We start from the raw sequence: 13,772 nt of genomic DNA on the forward strand, positions 1-13,772 counted from the left end.
GTGCTGCGCAAGGCTCTGATTTCATGTGTCTTCTTCGGATTGTCTGGCCTGCCAGCAGTGGCCGCAACTTCGGCGCTTGTCGTCGGTATCGACATCTATCCGCATGAAGTGAGCCTCGATGGCGCCGTCAAGGATGCGCGCGACGTTTCCCGGGCTCTGAAGGCGGCAGACGTCGAAACGGTCCGCGAATTCGTCAACGAGCAGGCGACCAAGAGCGCGATCCGCGCCGCCTGGCTTGAACTTGTCGGCACTGCCACCAAAGGTGATACGATCATCTTCACATACGCAGGCCACGGCGCCCAGATGCCCGAGCTTGTCGCCGGCAGCGAAGCGGACGGGCTGGACGAGTTTCTCGAGTTGCCGGGTTTCGATCGCAGCCGGCCCGGGGAGACGGCAAAGGAAATCATCGTCGATAACGAACTCAATGCCTGGTTTGCCGAGGCGGAGGCCAAGGGCATTCAGGTGCTTTTCGTTTCCGACAGTTGCTATTCCGGCGGGATGAACCGGTCGATCTCCGGCAAGACGCGGCTCGCGCCAACGGTACGGGCGCAGCTGCCGCCGCCATCGGACGAGGCGGTTTCCGGAGCGGCGGTCAAGGATGCGGATCTTTCGCAAGTGACGATCCTTGCGGCGTCGCTTGAGAGCCAGCCGACGCCCGAGGTGGTGATCGACGGGGAGCCGCGCGGTGCGCTCAGCTGGAGCTTTGCCCGCGCACTCGAGGGCGCTGCCGATCGCGATGGCGACGGCATGATCTCTCGGGTCGAACTGGAGGACTACGTCTTTTCCAACGTCAAGCTCCAGTCAGAGGCGCTGCAGGTACCGAACTTCACCCCGCAGGTGCCGCGATCAGACCGAGAGATCGTCCTGTCACTGCCCAGAAGCGCAACGCTTGCTTCGGCCAACGGTATCGCAACATCAGCACGAACGTCGAAACTGAAGCCGGCCCGGGACATGGGTTGGACGGGCAAGCTGGCCCTCAGCGTCGATGGCCAGGCGCCGAAGCTGGAGAATGTCGGCGGCAGCGGCGTTCCCTATCGGTGGGATGCTGCCAGCGGCACGTTCTATACGCCGAACGGCGATGTTGCCGGCGAACATGTTGCCGCCGACATGGTCCAGGGCGTCGTCGACAAGTTCATCCTGCTCGATTTCCTGAAGGCGCTCGCTGCGCAGAAGCCCGGCAAGGTCTCGCTGACGCCGGTCAAGGACATCTATTCCGCTGGCGACAGGCTGAATTTCGACGCGCCCCAGTCCGGCTACGCCAACATGCTGGTCTTCAACCTGGCAAACACCGGCGACGTGCAACTGCTTGATGTCCAGATCGCAGGTTCTGGAAGCCATGTGTTCAGGCTTCGAGATTTGGAGGTGGTCAAACCTTTCGGTGCCGACCATCTGGTCGTTGTCTCGACCAATGCTCCTGTCGACGCGGTGGCGGCGGTGCTTGCGACCCCCGGTGTCGATGCATCCGAATTCCTGCGTCTTCTGGAGGAGCGGCTTGATGGCACCGATAGCACTGTCGCCATCCAGCCGCTTTATACCCGGGAGCGCGGTCAATGAGCGTCCGCATCGGAGCCTGGCTGTCACTGTTGCCGCTTCTCGCGTCGGGTGTCGGTTTGCCGGCATTTGCCGCCGACCGGGCGTTGCTGATCGGCATCGGGACCTATGAGAACCTGCCGCCCCAACTGTTCCTGCACGGGCCGAAAAATGACCTCGTCGCGATGGAAGCGCTGCTGGCCGGGACGATGGGCTTCGATCACTCTGCGATCCGGGTGCTGAAGGACGATCAGGCGACACGCTCGGCCATTTTGTCCTCGATTGAAGAATGGCTGGTGGCGGGCACTGCGCCCGGGGGCCGCGCCTATCTCTATTACTCCGGCCACGGCCTTCAGGTGACGGACCACGACGGCGATGAAGACGATGGCATGGACGAGGCGTTGGCGCCTTTCGATCTGGTCGCCGGCAGCAAGGATTGGGACGGCGCCATCACCGACGATGAACTCGACGCCATCCTCGAGCGCTTGAAGGGCAGGGCCGTCACCCTGGTGATCGACGCCTGCCATTCGGGCACGATTTCGCGCTCGCTGTCGGGGGATGTTTCCGCCGGGATCGACGGCGCGCGCTTCCTTCCGCGCCCCGAGGCAAAACCGGTGGAGCAGGCGCTCACGCGCGGGCTGCGGATCGACCTCGGTGTGGTCGATAGACCCAAACGCGTCGCCGAGAGCGGCATCGTCGCCTGGAGTGCAAGTGCATCCTATCAGATCGCTTGGGACGATGTTCGCCTGCCGCTCGAAAGCCGTCACGGGGTCTTCACCGAAGCCTATATCGCAGGGCAGATGGGCACGACGGCGGATGCAAACGGCAATGGTCTCACCAGCAACGCCGAGCTTCTCGAATATGTCCGGGCACAGTCGGCCGCCTATTGCGCCTCGCAGGCAAAATGCGACACGCTCGACCCGCAACTGGAGACCAAGGCGCAGTTTCTGGGCGCCAGTGCGGTTGCGCCGACGCAGACGGTCAATGAAGCCAAGGCACGCTATCGACCTGTTGGCTCCGATGAAGCAACGCCCACACGCTATCAGGCCTCCGATGCCGTCGATGCGGTCGGCGATATCGTCGGCAGGGCCGACAGCGGCGACGTGGTCGTCAGCATCGACCACGCGACGCCGATGAAGCCAGGCGACGTGTTCAAGGTGACGGTGACGAGCAAGGTTGCCGGTAGCCTCATCCTGCTGGACGTCAGCGCGACCGGGATGGCAACTCAGATCTTTCCGAACGAATTTGCCCGCAAGATTACACCGCTTGCCGCCAATGTGCCTTTGACGCTGCCGGACGAATATTACGGCTTTGATTTCGAAGCGTCGGGCAAAGGCGAGAGCGCATTCGTTGCGCTCGTGGTCAGCGATGCCGTCGATCTCACCGATGTCGCGCCGAGCACGCGGGGCCTGAAGATCGAACTTGCCGCACGTGAGACCTTGAGCGAGATCGTCGCGCGTCTGCAGAAAACCTGGACAGAAGGTCTGGACAGGCGCGGTATCCGCTGGTCGGTCGGTACCTTGCGCTATCACGTGGAGTGAACTGTCCGCGCTGGCGGCACAAAAAAGCCCGCCTGAACGGCGGGCTCTTCATGTTCGAGGTTCAGACCGGATCGATACCGGTCTTTAAACGCATTAGTGCAGGATCTGGCTGAGAAAGAGCTTGGTGCGCTCATGCTGCGGATTGTCGAAGAATTCCGCAGGCGAATTCTGTTCGACGATCTGGCCCTGGTCCATGAAGATCACGCGGTTGGCGACCTGGCGCGCAAAGCCCATTTCGTGGGTGACGCACAGCATGGTCATGCCTTCTTCGGCAAGGCCGACCATGGTGTCGAGCACTTCCTTGACCATTTCCGGGTCGAGAGCCGATGTCGGCTCATCGAAGAGCAGGATCTTTGGCTTCATGCACAGCGAGCGGGCAATGGCCACGCGCTGCTGCTGACCGCCCGAAAGCTGGCCCGGATACTTGTTGGCCTGCTCGGGGATCTTGACGCGCTTCAGGAAGTGCATCGCGATCTCTTCCGCCTGCTTCTTCGGCATCTTGCGAACCCAGATCGGGGCGAGCGTGCAGTTTTCCAGGATCGTCAGATGCGGGAAGAGGTTGAAGTGCTGGAACACCATGCCGACTTCGCGGCGCACTTCATCGATCTTCTTCAGGTCGTTGGTGAGCTCGATGCCATCGACGACGATCTTGCCCTTCTGGTGCTCTTCCAGCCGGTTGATGCAGCGGATCATCGTCGATTTGCCGGAGCCCGACGGGCCGGCGATGACGATGCGCTCGCCCTTCATGACCTTCAGGTTGATGTCACGGAGAACGTGAAAGTCTCCGTACCATTTGTTCATTCCCGTGATTTCGACCGCAACGTCGGTTGCCGATACGGTCATCTTGGAAGCAGTGGCTGCGTTGGCCATGCGATCTCCCCCTCTTATCGTTTATGGCTCGTGTCCAGCACGCGTTCCATGAAGCCTGAATAGCGCGACATACCGAAGCAGAAAAGCCAGAATATGAAGCCTGCGAAAATTAGCCCGGAGATCGGTGTGACGGCCGACGCCCAGTTGGCATCCGAGAAGTTCAGCCGGACGATGCCGAGCAGATCGAACATGCCGATGATCGAGACCAGCGACGTGTCCTTGAACAGTCCGATGAAGGTGTTGACGATGCCGGGGATGACGAGTTTCAGCGCCTGCGGCAGTACGATCAGGTTCATCTTCTGCCAGAAGCTGAGGCCGAGCGAATCGGCCCCTTCATACTGCCCCTTGCCGATCGCCTGCAGACCGCCGCGCACTACCTCCGCCATGTAGGCGGATGCGAAGAGCGACACGCCGATCAGCGCCCGCAAGAACTTGTCGAAAGTCACCCCCTGCGGCAGGAACAGCGGCAGCATGACGCTCGCCATGAACAGAACGGTGATCAGGGGAATGCCGCGCACGATTTCGATGAACACAGTGCAGAGCATCTTGATCACCGGCATGGTCGATCGTCGTCCGAGCGCAAGCAGGATGCCGAGCGGAAGCGATACGGCGATACCAACGAAGGACAGCACCAGCGTCACCATCAGGCCGCCCCACAGTGGCGTCTCGACGAACGGCAGTCCGAACCAGCCGCCCGGCAGAAGGATAAGGGCGAGGATAGGCAGCACGACGAGAAGCAGGACCGCGTTGAGGTTCTTGTAGGGAACCTTCGGGATCAGCATCGGTGTCAGGAACAGGACGAACAGGATGCCGACAAGGGCCGGCCGCCAGCGCTCGTCGATCGGATAGCGGCCGAATAGGAACTGGTCGAACTTGGCATTGACAAAGGCCCAGCAGGCGCCGCTCCAGCCGTCCGGCTGCGAGCCTCCTTGAGCGACTGTCGCGCAGACCCCACGACCACCACCTGTCCAGGCGGCATCGATGAACAGCCACTGGACCGCCGGTGGAATGAGCCAGGCAAGCACGAGCAGGCTGATTATGGTCAGTGCCGCGTCTTTCGGCGTCGCAAACAGGTTCTTGCGAAGCCAGTAGGCAATGCCAGCCGTCTGTATCGGGGCGGGTGCAGCCTCGATCATCGAGGTGCGGACGAAATTTCCCTGGTGTGTGTTCATGATCTTATCTCTCCACCAGAGCCATGCGGGCATTGAACCAGTTCATGAGCAGCGACGTCGTCAGGCTCAGCGAAAGATAGACGATGATCCAGATGGTGACGACTTCGATCGCCTGGCCGGTCTGGTTGAGGATCGTTCCCCCGACGGCCACCAGATCGGCGTAGCCGATGGCGATTGCCAGCGACGAGTTTTTCGTCAGGTTCAGATACTGGCTGGTGAGTGGCGGGATGATGATGCGCATCGCCTGCGGCACGACGACGAGCCGGGTCGTCAGGCCTGGACGGACGCCGAGGGCGTGTGCTGCTTCGGACTGTCCCTTCGACACGCCGCGGATACCGGCCCGAACGATTTCGGCGATGAAGGCCGCGGTGTAGAACGAAAGTGCCAGGAACAGCGACAGGAATTCCGGTCCGATGACCGAGCCGCCGGTGAGGTTGAATTTGCCAGCGACGGGTATGTCGAACGTAATCGGCCACCCTGTTGCCAAGAGAGCGAGAAGCGGCAGGCCGATGAGGAGGCCGAGCACGGTCCACAGCAACGGAAAGCGTTGCCCGGTTGCCTCCTGCTTCTTGCGCGCATGGCGGGCCATGAAGAAGCTGGCGATCACAGCGATCACAAAAGCATAGAAGACATATTGCGATCCGTCGCCGAATACCGGTTTTGGAAAGGCGATGCCACGGTTGTTGAGGAAGATATTAAAGGGCAGGGCAGCCGATTCGCGCGGCTGCGGAAGCACGGCGAGGACGCCGCTGTACCAGAAGAAGATGACTAGCAGTGGCGGGATGTTGCGGAACACCTCGACATAGGCGAGCGACAGCTTCGCGATCAGCCAATTGTGCGAGAGCCGCCCGATGCCGACGATGAAACCGATGATCGTGGCGGTGATGATGCCGGTGACTGCGACAAGCAGTGTATTAAAGAAGCCGACGAAGAGAGCCCGTCCATAGGTGGAATCGCTGGTATAGGCGATCAGGGACTGTCCGACGTCAAAACCGGCGCGGCCGTTCAGGAAGCCGTAGCCGGACGCGATGTTCGCGCGTTTGAGGTTTTCGATCGTGTTATCCGCTATCCAGTAGACGACGGCAACGAGAATAGCGACCGTCACGACCTGATAGAATATGCCACGGACTTGCGGGTCGTTGATGATCGAGCCTGAAGGTTTGCTCTTCGGCTCAGGCGTAGTTGTGACGCCAATCGTCATGCAATGCCTCTTTCCCCTTGTCACCCTTTTGGGTGTTTTTATCGTTGGGATGGGGAAGCGGCGGACCGCTTCCCCCTGTCGTGTCAGGTCGCGTTAGCGGACCGGAGGAGCGTACTGGATGCCGCCCTTGTTCCACAGGGCGTTGAGGCCGCGCTCGATCTTCAGCGGGCTGCCGGCGCCAATGTTACGGTCGAAGACTTCGCCGTAGTTGCCGACTGCCTTGATGATGTTGACGGCCCACTCGTTGGTGAGGCCGAGGTCGGTGCCGATCTTGCTGTCAGCTTCGACGCCGAGGAAGCGCTGAACGTCCGGGTTGGTGGACTTCTTCATCTCTTCCACGTTTGCCTGCGTCACGCCGAACTCTTCGGCCTGGATCAGGGCGTAGTGAACCCAGCTGACGATGTCGAACCACTGGTCATCACCCTGGCGAACGGCCGGACCAAGCGGCTCCTTCGAGATGATTTCCGGCAGGATCATGTGATCGTCGGGCTTGGACAGCGTCAGGCGCAGCGAGTAGAGGCCGGACTGGTCGGTGGTGTAGACGTCGCAACGACCGGCGTCATAGGCGGCGTTCACTTCCTCTAGCTTTTCGAAGACCACCGGGTTGTACTGCAGGTTGTTGGCCTTGAAGTAGTCGGCGAGATTGAGCTCGGTGGTGGTGCCGGTCTGCACGCAGACGGCAGCGCCGGAGAGTTCGAGCGCCGACTTCACGTTCAGGCCCTTGCGGACCATGAAGCCCTGGCCGTCATAGTAGTTGACCGGGCGGAAGTTGAAGCCGAGAGCGGTGTCGCGGTTGATTGTCCAGGTGGTGTTGCGGGCGAGAACGTCCACTTCGCCCGATTGCAGCGCCGGGAAGCGTTCCTTGGCCGACGTCGGCGAGTACTTCACCTTGCTGCCATCCGCGAAGATCGCGGCGGCGATCGCCTTGCAATAGTCTACGTCGAAGCCGCTCCAGTTGCCCGAGGCATCCGGGGCCGCGAAGCCGGCAAGGCCGGTGTTCACGCCGCATTGGACGAAGCCCTTTGCTTTCACGTCGTCGAGTGTGCCAGCCGAAGCCGAATGCGCGCCAATCCCCATGACAGCAGCGCCAACCAGAGCTGTCAGAATTCTTCTTGCCATTTTTAAGAACCTTTTTCTGTTGTCGTTCGTTCCCGTCTGCAACAGCGCGTCTCCCTGCGCGTGCAGCCTCCGCCACCCTCATGGCGCGAGTGCAACCTATCTCATGCTCAAAATCCATGGGGGTCAAGAGAGCTTGCCGATTTTCTGGACTTGCGTGTGAAAAACCTCAAACAAGCCAGAAGTTTAGGCAACTTTTGCAGGAAACAGGCAATCATTGAGCGAAAATTCGTCAATTCTCGCTTCCAAGGACCTTAAACCGCCTATCCGGGATTTTGCCACTTGACCCCGGTTGTGACGCGTTCGAAGAGTTCTGCATCGGTTTTTCAACATCGGAATTTGCAATGGCAGACAGCGGCAATGTGAACGGCAAGATGGGGATCAACACCCGGCTCGCCCATACCGGAAACAAACCCTCCGACTATTTCGGTTTCGTCAATCCGCCGGTCGTGCGGGCGTCCACAGTTCTGTTCCCGAACGCCAGGACGATGGAGACGCGCGACCAGAAATACACCTACGGCACCCGCGGCACGCCCACGACAGATGCGCTCTGCGATGCGATCAACGAGCTCGAGGGGGCTGCAGGCACGATCCTCGTTCCCTCGGGCCTCGCTGCGGTCACCGTGCCGTTTCTGGCCTATCTGTCGGCTGGCGACCACGCGCTCATCGTCGATTCAGTCTATTTCCCGACGCGTCATTTCTGCGACACGATGCTGAAGCGCCTCGGCGTCACCGTAGACTATTACGATCCGATGATCGGTGCGGCGATCGAAAGCCTCATTCGGCCGAACACGCGGCTGGTCCACACGGAAGCGCCGGGCTCCAATACCTTCGAGATGCAGGATATTCGCGCAATAGCCGACGTGGCGCATCGCCACGGCTGTATCGTCACCATGGACAATACCTGGGCAACGCCGGTGTATTTCAAGCCGCTCGACCATGGCGTCGACGTGTCGATCCATGCCGCGACCAAGTACCCGTCGGGCCATTCCGACCTGCTGTTCGGCACCGTTTCGGCCAACGCGGCGCATTGGCCGGCGCTGACGGAGGCGATGGTGACACTCGGCATCTGCGTTTCGCCTGACGACAGCTACCAGATCCTGCGCGGCCTGCGCACCATGGGCGTGCGCCTCGAGCGGCACCAGGAAAGCGCGTTGTCGCTCGCCACCTGGCTTGAAGGCCGTGACGAGGTTGCCCGCGTCTTGCATCCGGCACTGCCGAGCTTTCCGGGCCATGACCTCTGGAAGCGCGATTTCACCGGTGCGAGCGGCATCTTTTCATTCGTGCTCAAGGCGGAGAGCCCTGACCGTTTCAAGGTGAAGGCGCACGCTTTCCTCGACGCGCTGTCGCTGTTCGGGCTCGGGTATTCCTGGGGCGGCTTCGAAAGCCTGGCGCTTCACGTCGGCCTTTCGGATCGCAAGGTGGCGGTGGCGCCGACCGAAGGCCCGGTGCTGCGCCTGCAGATCGGCCTTGAGGACGTCGCCGACATTCGCCGGGACATCGAAGCCGGCCTTGCTGCGGCAAGGGCGGTCTGACCGACTTACCGTGCGGGAGCGCCGTAGCCGTAGAGCCAATCGAAGTCGGCTGCGAGCGCTTCCGGACCTTTCATCGACAGGATGACGTTGCGTCCAATCCGCAGCGGTCCACGGGCGTGATAGGCAAAACGGTTGAAGGCGGCCCGCCTGCGCACCTGCGCGATGCGCGGACGGCGTCCGGTTTCGAAAACTCGCAAGGCCAGCGTGATGTCGTTGGTATCCGCCAGGCACGTTGCAAGCGCCGACGCATCCTCGATCGCCATTGCGGCGCCTTGCGCCGCGAAGGGTGTCATGGCGTGGGCGGCATCTCCGATCAGAACGGTCTTTGCGCCATCCTGCCAAGCCCCGTCGCTCACCGTGCACAGCGGCCAGTAGCTCGGCGAGTCGGCATTTTTCAACAGCGTCCGCAGTCCATGGTTCCAGGCGGAAAAGGCGGCGAGATAGTCGTGGCGCCTCACGTCCGCATCCTTGCCGACCCAGACGCTGTCGGTTTCCTTGCCCTCGATGATCGCAACCAGATTGAAGCCGTCGATCTCGCGCAGCGGGTAGGCGACCAGATGCGCCCTCGATCCGAGAAAGGCAGAAACGCGATCCGGCTGCAGTAGGCCGGCGGCGGCATGGCGCGTGACGGTCATGCGCCAGGCGACGTTGCCCGAAAACTGTACGCGGCCGGCGCCTGGAACGGTATTGCGCAGCCGCGACCAGATGCCATCAGCGCCGACGATCAGCGTTGGCGTGCGCCCGGTGATGGCGGCGATTGCCCGCTGCGGATCTCCGTCGATCCGGTGTCCGAGGTGCAGGCGGCATCTCGGCTCGGCTTCAACGGCGGCAAGCAAGATGCGTTGAAGGCTCGCCCGATGAAGCACGCCATAGGGCGCATGCCAGCGGTCACGGGCAAAACGCCCCGAAGCGACGCTGGCAAGCGGGCGCAGGGACATGCCGTCGGCAAGCGTGATTGCGTCCGGTTCGGTCCAAACAGCTTCAAGCGCGCCCAGCAGGCCGAGTTCGGCGAGGATGCGCGATGCATTCGGGGAGATCTGAAGCCCGGCGCCGATCTCGGTCAGAAGGGCTGCCTGCTCGATGATGTCGACCTCGAAGCCGCGACGCGTCAGGCATAATGCCGCCGTCAGCCCGCCGACACCGGCGCCGACGATCGCGATCGTCTTCGACATCGGCGGAAATCAGGCTGCCTGGAAGGTGAAGAGACAGCCCGGCGGGTTGGTTTCGGTCGCCTTCAGCTTCGGATTGTAGCGGTAGAGCGTCGAACAATAGGAGCAGACCTTTTCGTGGTCGTCGCCCATGTCGATGAAGATGTGCGGATGGTCGTAGGGAACCGACGCGCCGGTGCACATGAATTCCTTGACGCCGATCTCGATTGCCTGGTGTCCGCCGTCATTCTGGAAATGCGGGATGCTGTGGCCGGCCATGTCATGCTCCGATGTATGCAAGTCTTTGAGGGTCGAATTTGCCGGCACCATAGTGAGCTTTGTCGGAAATGTGTAGCGGCAAACACGCCGCACCTGTGGTTTTTGCCGGCTCGGGGTTTCCCTCCAAAGGGTGACAAATTAGGTTGCGCCAAATCGATGCGCCTCAAGGACTGGAAGAATGGATCTCACCCCGCCGCCGTTTTCGCACTTCACCCATGAAGGGCTGGATATCGCCTTCTTCGACGAGGGCGATCCTGCGGGCGCGCCGGTCCTGCTCATTCACGGCTTTGCCTCGAGCGCCAATGTCAACTGGGTTTTCCCCGGCTGGCTGAAGACGCTTGGCGACGCCGGCTACCGGGTGATCGCGCTCGACAACCGCGGCCACGGCAAAAGCGCAAAGCCGTATGATCCCGCCCTCTACCATCCTCAGCAGATGGCAGGCGACGCCGCCGCCCTGCTGACCCATCTCGGTATCGCCGAGGCGCATGTCATGGGCTATTCGATGGGTGCCCGCGTTTCCGCGTTCCTGGCGCTGGCCCATCCCGATCGCGTGCGCTCGCTGGTGTTCGGCGGCCTCGGCATCGGCATGGTCACCGGCGTCGGCGACTGGGATCCGATCGCCGACGCATTGACGGCGCCCTCGCTCGAAGTTGTGACGCATGCGCGTGGCCGCATGTTCCGCGCCTTTGCCGACCAGACGAAGAGCGATCGCCAGGCGCTCGCCGCCTGCATCTCGACCTCGCGCGACCTGCTGACGCCCGAGGATATGGGGCGGATCGACATTCCGACGCTGATCGGCGTCGGCACCAAGGACGACATCGCCGGCTCGCCACAGGAACTGGCAGCGCTGATGCCGCATGCCCGCGCGCTTGATATTCCCGGCAGAGACCATATGCTTGCCGTCGGCGACCGGGTCTTCAAGAAGGCGGTCCTCGAATTCCTCGAGGAGGTCGGGCGAGCTTAGGCGGGGCTACGACCTTCGGTCGAACTGGTATCAGGCCATTTATGTCCTGCCGAATTTCCCCTATATTGATGGCATAGACCGATTGAGAAGGAGTGCGACGATGGTCGCGACGACCGAACTTCGTCAGACGGAAACCCTCAAGGTGATGGATCCGATCTGGAGCAGCCTGCGCGAGGAGGCCCGGCTTGCCGCCGAGCAGGACCCGATGCTGGCCGCGTTCCTCTATTCCACCGTCGTCAACCAGCACTCCCTGGAAGAAAGCGTCGTCTACCGCATCTGCGAGCGCCTCGATCATCCTGATCTGCAGGCAAACCTCTTGCGCCAGACGTTTGCCGAGATGCTCGAGGACTGGCCGGAATGGGGCACGATCCTGCGTGTCGACATCCAGGCTTTCTATGATCGTGACCCGGCCTGCACCCGCTTCCTCGAGCCGGTACTGTATTTCAAGGGCTTTCATGCCATCCAGACGCACCGTCTCGCCCATTGGCTCCTGAAGCGCGGGCGGCGGGATTTCGCCTTCTATCTGCAAAGCAGGGCATCGAGCGTCTACCAGACGGACATTAATCCGGCCGCCCGCATCGGCCGTGGCATCTTCCTCGATCACGCCACCGGCCTGGTCGTCGGTGAGACCGCGGTCATCGGCGACAATGTCTCGATCCTGCATGGTGTCACGCTTGGCGGCACCGGCAAGGAAGGCAGCGACCGTCATCCGAAGATCGCCGACGGCGTGCTGATCGGCGCTGGCGCCAAGATCCTCGGCAATATTCACATCGGCCATTGCTCGCGCATCGCCGCCGGTTCTGTGGTGCTTAAGCCGGTGCCGCCCAAATCGACGGTTGCCGGCGTTCCGGCCAAGGTCGTCGGCGAAGCTGGATGTTCCGAGCCTTCGCGCCAGATGGACCAGATCCTGTCGAGCTTCGAAATCTGAACCATCGGGAACCGGTGCGTAGCCGCTTTCGAGGGGTTTACACCCGCCAACGCAGCGTGCGAGAAGCGCCGCACATCAAAAACGGCTACGGAGAAGACATTTGAAGCCCGAAGAAATCCGCAAGCTTGAAGCCTACCTCAAGCGCACGTTCAACCAGTCGATGGTGGTCAAGGCTCGCCCGAAGAAGGATGAGTCGGCTGAAGTCTATCTCGGTGACGAATTCCTCGGCGTCGTCTTCCGCGACGAAGAGGACGGCGAACTGTCCTACAATTTCTCCATGGCGATCCTCGACATCGACCTCTAAGTCGCCGATCGACGGATTTACAGAATGACCCGGTGGCGAGCGATCGCGCCGGGTTTTTCTATGCTTTCGTGTTTTTCCGGGTGGAAATGCGATGAAAATCGCGTGTTCGCACTGCATTTTCATCAAGGTGTTGCAAGTATTGCATTTTATTGCATTGCACGCTCGGCTTGACTTTTTGTGCAGTGCACATAAACTGAAGCCTCCAGATCAGGCCGTCACTCAAGGAGACACCGGATGTTCAACTTCGATGATGCAAACAAGAAAAGCAAAGAAGCCATAGACGTGGCTGTGAAGAGCTATTCCGCCTGGACCAAGGGCCTTCAGGCCATTGCGACCGAGGCTGCCGATTTCTCCAAGAAATCCTTTGAAGACAGCGTTGCGCATGTGGAGAAGCTCTCCAGCGTCAAGAGCGTCGAGACGGCTTTCGAACTGCAGACCAACTTCCTGAAGTCGAGCTATGAGGGCTTCTTTGCTGAGGCGACGAAGATCGGCGAAATGTACGCCGACCTCGCCAAGGACGCCTACAAGCCCTACGAAGCGCCGGTCGCCAAGGCGACTGCAGCGGTCAAGGCTGCCGCTGCGGCGTAACGCAACGGATCATTGCCGTCATTGGAAGGCCGGTCGCCGATACAGCGACCGGCCTTTTTGCTGTTTTCAACACTTCGCGGTGGATCGAAGAAAGTTGATCAATCTTATGCCTGTCCGTGCGATTATGATTGCAGTGCGTTGGTTCGGTCTTAAAATCTGGAAACGAACCATTAGATAAAGGGCAAGCACGCTGCGGCCACCTCAGATGGATCCGCGGCTTGTACTAAGGAAAAGACACGAATGATCGCCATGCCGGTCCGGATGCAGCAAGGAAGCGACGACGAAGGAGGCGGCAGCAATCGCAGCACCTCCGTCATCACGCGCACCAAGCCGAAGACCAAGAAGCCGAGTTTGTATCGCGTTCTGCTTTTGAATGACGATTACACGCCAATGGAGTTTGTCATCCACATTCTGGAGCGCTTCTTTCAGAAGAATCCGGAAGAGGCGACTCGCATCATGCTCCACGTCCACAATCACGGTGTGGGCGAGTGCGGCGTCTTTACGTATGAAGTCGCCGAGACGAAGGTGACACAGGTGATGGACTTCGCCCGCCAGCATCAGCATCCGTTGCAATGCGTCATGGAAAAGAAATGAGG

The 13,772-nt window shown here is 60.9% G+C and carries 14 protein-coding genes; 8 read left to right on the plus strand and 6 right to left on the minus strand.

Annotation, left to right across the window (positions count from 1 at the left end; genetic code table 11):
- Together RTP54_RS07620 and RTP54_RS07625 are read left to right on the plus strand one after the other, a co-directional pair.
- The gene (locus RTP54_RS07620; protein WP_312361786.1) at positions 1-1,554 is read left to right on the plus strand and encodes a caspase family protein; all 1,554 of its coding nucleotides are present in this window, start codon (positions 1-3) and stop codon (positions 1,552-1,554) included.
- Positions 1,551-3,071, plus strand: a complete 1,521-nt coding sequence (locus RTP54_RS07625) for a caspase family protein (RefSeq protein ID WP_312361787.1) — start codon at positions 1,551-1,553, stop codon at positions 3,069-3,071. The genes RTP54_RS07620 and RTP54_RS07625 overlap by 4 nt, the downstream gene beginning before the upstream one ends.
- Positions 3,072-3,164: 93 nt before the next feature.
- Here the strand turns inward: RTP54_RS07625 and RTP54_RS07630 are convergent, their stop codons facing one another.
- From RTP54_RS07630 to RTP54_RS07645, 4 genes are all read right to left on the minus strand, one after another.
- The gene (locus RTP54_RS07630; protein ID WP_112809794.1) at positions 3,165-3,941 is read right to left on the minus strand and encodes an amino acid ABC transporter ATP-binding protein; all 777 of its coding nucleotides are present in this window, start codon (positions 3,939-3,941) and stop codon (positions 3,165-3,167) included.
- Between the two features lie 14 nt (positions 3,942-3,955).
- A complete protein-coding gene (locus RTP54_RS07635) occupies positions 3,956-5,113 on the minus strand; it encodes an amino acid ABC transporter permease (protein ID WP_312361788.1) in 1,158 nt (385 codons plus the stop codon).
- Positions 5,114-5,117: 4 nt separating this feature from the next.
- A complete protein-coding gene (locus RTP54_RS07640) occupies positions 5,118-6,314 on the minus strand; it encodes an amino acid ABC transporter permease (protein ID WP_112809792.1) in 1,197 nt (398 codons plus the stop codon).
- A 93-nt stretch (positions 6,315-6,407) separates the two neighbouring features.
- Positions 6,408-7,433 (minus strand): amino acid ABC transporter substrate-binding protein, encoded by a 1,026-nt coding sequence (locus RTP54_RS07645; protein ID WP_112809791.1) that lies wholly within the window; start codon positions 7,431-7,433, stop codon positions 6,408-6,410.
- Between the two features lie 341 nt (positions 7,434-7,774).
- Between RTP54_RS07645 and RTP54_RS07650 the strand changes: the two genes are divergently transcribed.
- Entirely contained in the window at positions 7,775-8,965 is a 1,191-nt protein-coding gene (locus RTP54_RS07650; protein WP_112816698.1) for a cystathionine beta-lyase, read from the plus strand.
- Positions 8,966-8,970: 5 nt separating this feature from the next.
- Here the strand turns inward: RTP54_RS07650 and RTP54_RS07655 are convergent, their stop codons facing one another.
- Both RTP54_RS07655 and RTP54_RS07660 read right to left on the minus strand, forming a co-directional pair.
- On the minus strand, positions 8,971-10,137 hold the full coding sequence (locus tag RTP54_RS07655; protein ID WP_312361792.1) for an FAD-dependent monooxygenase: 1,167 nt from the start codon (positions 10,135-10,137) through the stop codon (positions 8,971-8,973).
- Positions 10,138-10,146: 9 nt separating this feature from the next.
- On the minus strand, positions 10,147-10,392 hold the full coding sequence (locus RTP54_RS07660; RefSeq protein ID WP_112809889.1) for a zinc-finger domain-containing protein: 246 nt from the start codon (positions 10,390-10,392) through the stop codon (positions 10,147-10,149).
- 178 nt (positions 10,393-10,570) lie between these two features.
- Here RTP54_RS07660 and RTP54_RS07665 point away from each other — a divergent pair, with 178 nt between their 5' ends.
- From RTP54_RS07665 to clpS, 5 genes are all read left to right on the plus strand, one after another.
- The gene (locus RTP54_RS07665) at positions 10,571-11,356 is read left to right on the plus strand and encodes an alpha/beta fold hydrolase (RefSeq protein WP_112809788.1); all 786 of its coding nucleotides are present in this window, start codon (positions 10,571-10,573) and stop codon (positions 11,354-11,356) included.
- A 100-nt stretch (positions 11,357-11,456) separates the two neighbouring features.
- Complete coding sequence (gene cysE, locus RTP54_RS07670) at positions 11,457-12,284, plus strand: serine O-acetyltransferase (protein ID WP_112809787.1); 828 nt, start codon at positions 11,457-11,459, stop codon at positions 12,282-12,284.
- 100 nt (positions 12,285-12,384) lie between these two features.
- Entirely contained in the window at positions 12,385-12,588 is a 204-nt protein-coding gene (locus RTP54_RS07675; protein WP_003535016.1) for a DUF3126 family protein, read from the plus strand.
- 234 nt (positions 12,589-12,822) lie between these two features.
- A complete protein-coding gene (locus RTP54_RS07680; RefSeq protein WP_025426808.1) occupies positions 12,823-13,176 on the plus strand; it encodes a phasin family protein in 354 nt (117 codons plus the stop codon).
- A 240-nt stretch (positions 13,177-13,416) separates the two neighbouring features.
- Positions 13,417-13,770: an ATP-dependent Clp protease adapter ClpS gene (clpS, locus tag RTP54_RS07685; RefSeq protein WP_025426809.1), complete on the plus strand. Its 354-nt coding sequence runs from the start codon at positions 13,417-13,419 to the stop codon at positions 13,768-13,770.
- The last annotated feature ends 2 nt before the right edge of the window (positions 13,771-13,772 follow it).

The organism is Ensifer sp. (assembly GCF_031989085.1).
Lineage (GTDB): Bacteria > Pseudomonadota > Alphaproteobacteria > Rhizobiales > Rhizobiaceae > Ensifer.

Coding starts and splice junctions, on each gene's coding strand:
- RTP54_RS07625 (WP_312361787.1), top strand. CDS start 1,551: ATGAGCGTCCGCATCGGAGCCTGGCTGTCACTGTTGCCGCTTCTCGCG.
- RTP54_RS07630 (WP_112809794.1), bottom strand. CDS start 3,941: ATGGCCAACGCAGCCACTGCTTCCAAGATGACCGTATCGGCAACCGAC.
- RTP54_RS07635 (WP_312361788.1), bottom strand. CDS start 5,113: ATGAACACACACCAGGGAAATTTCGTCCGCACCTCGATGATCGAGGCT.
- RTP54_RS07640 (WP_112809792.1), bottom strand. CDS start 6,314: ATGACGATTGGCGTCACAACTACGCCTGAGCCGAAGAGCAAACCTTCA.
- RTP54_RS07645 (WP_112809791.1), bottom strand. CDS start 7,433: ATGGCAAGAAGAATTCTGACAGCTCTGGTTGGCGCTGCTGTCATGGGG.
- RTP54_RS07650 (WP_112816698.1), top strand. CDS start 7,775: ATGGCAGACAGCGGCAATGTGAACGGCAAGATGGGGATCAACACCCGG.
- RTP54_RS07655 (WP_312361792.1), bottom strand. CDS start 10,137: ATGTCGAAGACGATCGCGATCGTCGGCGCCGGTGTCGGCGGGCTGACG.
- RTP54_RS07660 (WP_112809889.1), bottom strand. CDS start 10,392: ATGGCCGGCCACAGCATCCCGCATTTCCAGAATGACGGCGGACACCAG.
- RTP54_RS07665 (WP_112809788.1), top strand. CDS start 10,571: ATGGATCTCACCCCGCCGCCGTTTTCGCACTTCACCCATGAAGGGCTG.
- cysE (WP_112809787.1), top strand. CDS start 11,457: ATGGTCGCGACGACCGAACTTCGTCAGACGGAAACCCTCAAGGTGATG.
- RTP54_RS07680 (WP_025426808.1), top strand. CDS start 12,823: ATGTTCAACTTCGATGATGCAAACAAGAAAAGCAAAGAAGCCATAGAC.
- clpS (WP_025426809.1), top strand. CDS start 13,417: ATGATCGCCATGCCGGTCCGGATGCAGCAAGGAAGCGACGACGAAGGA.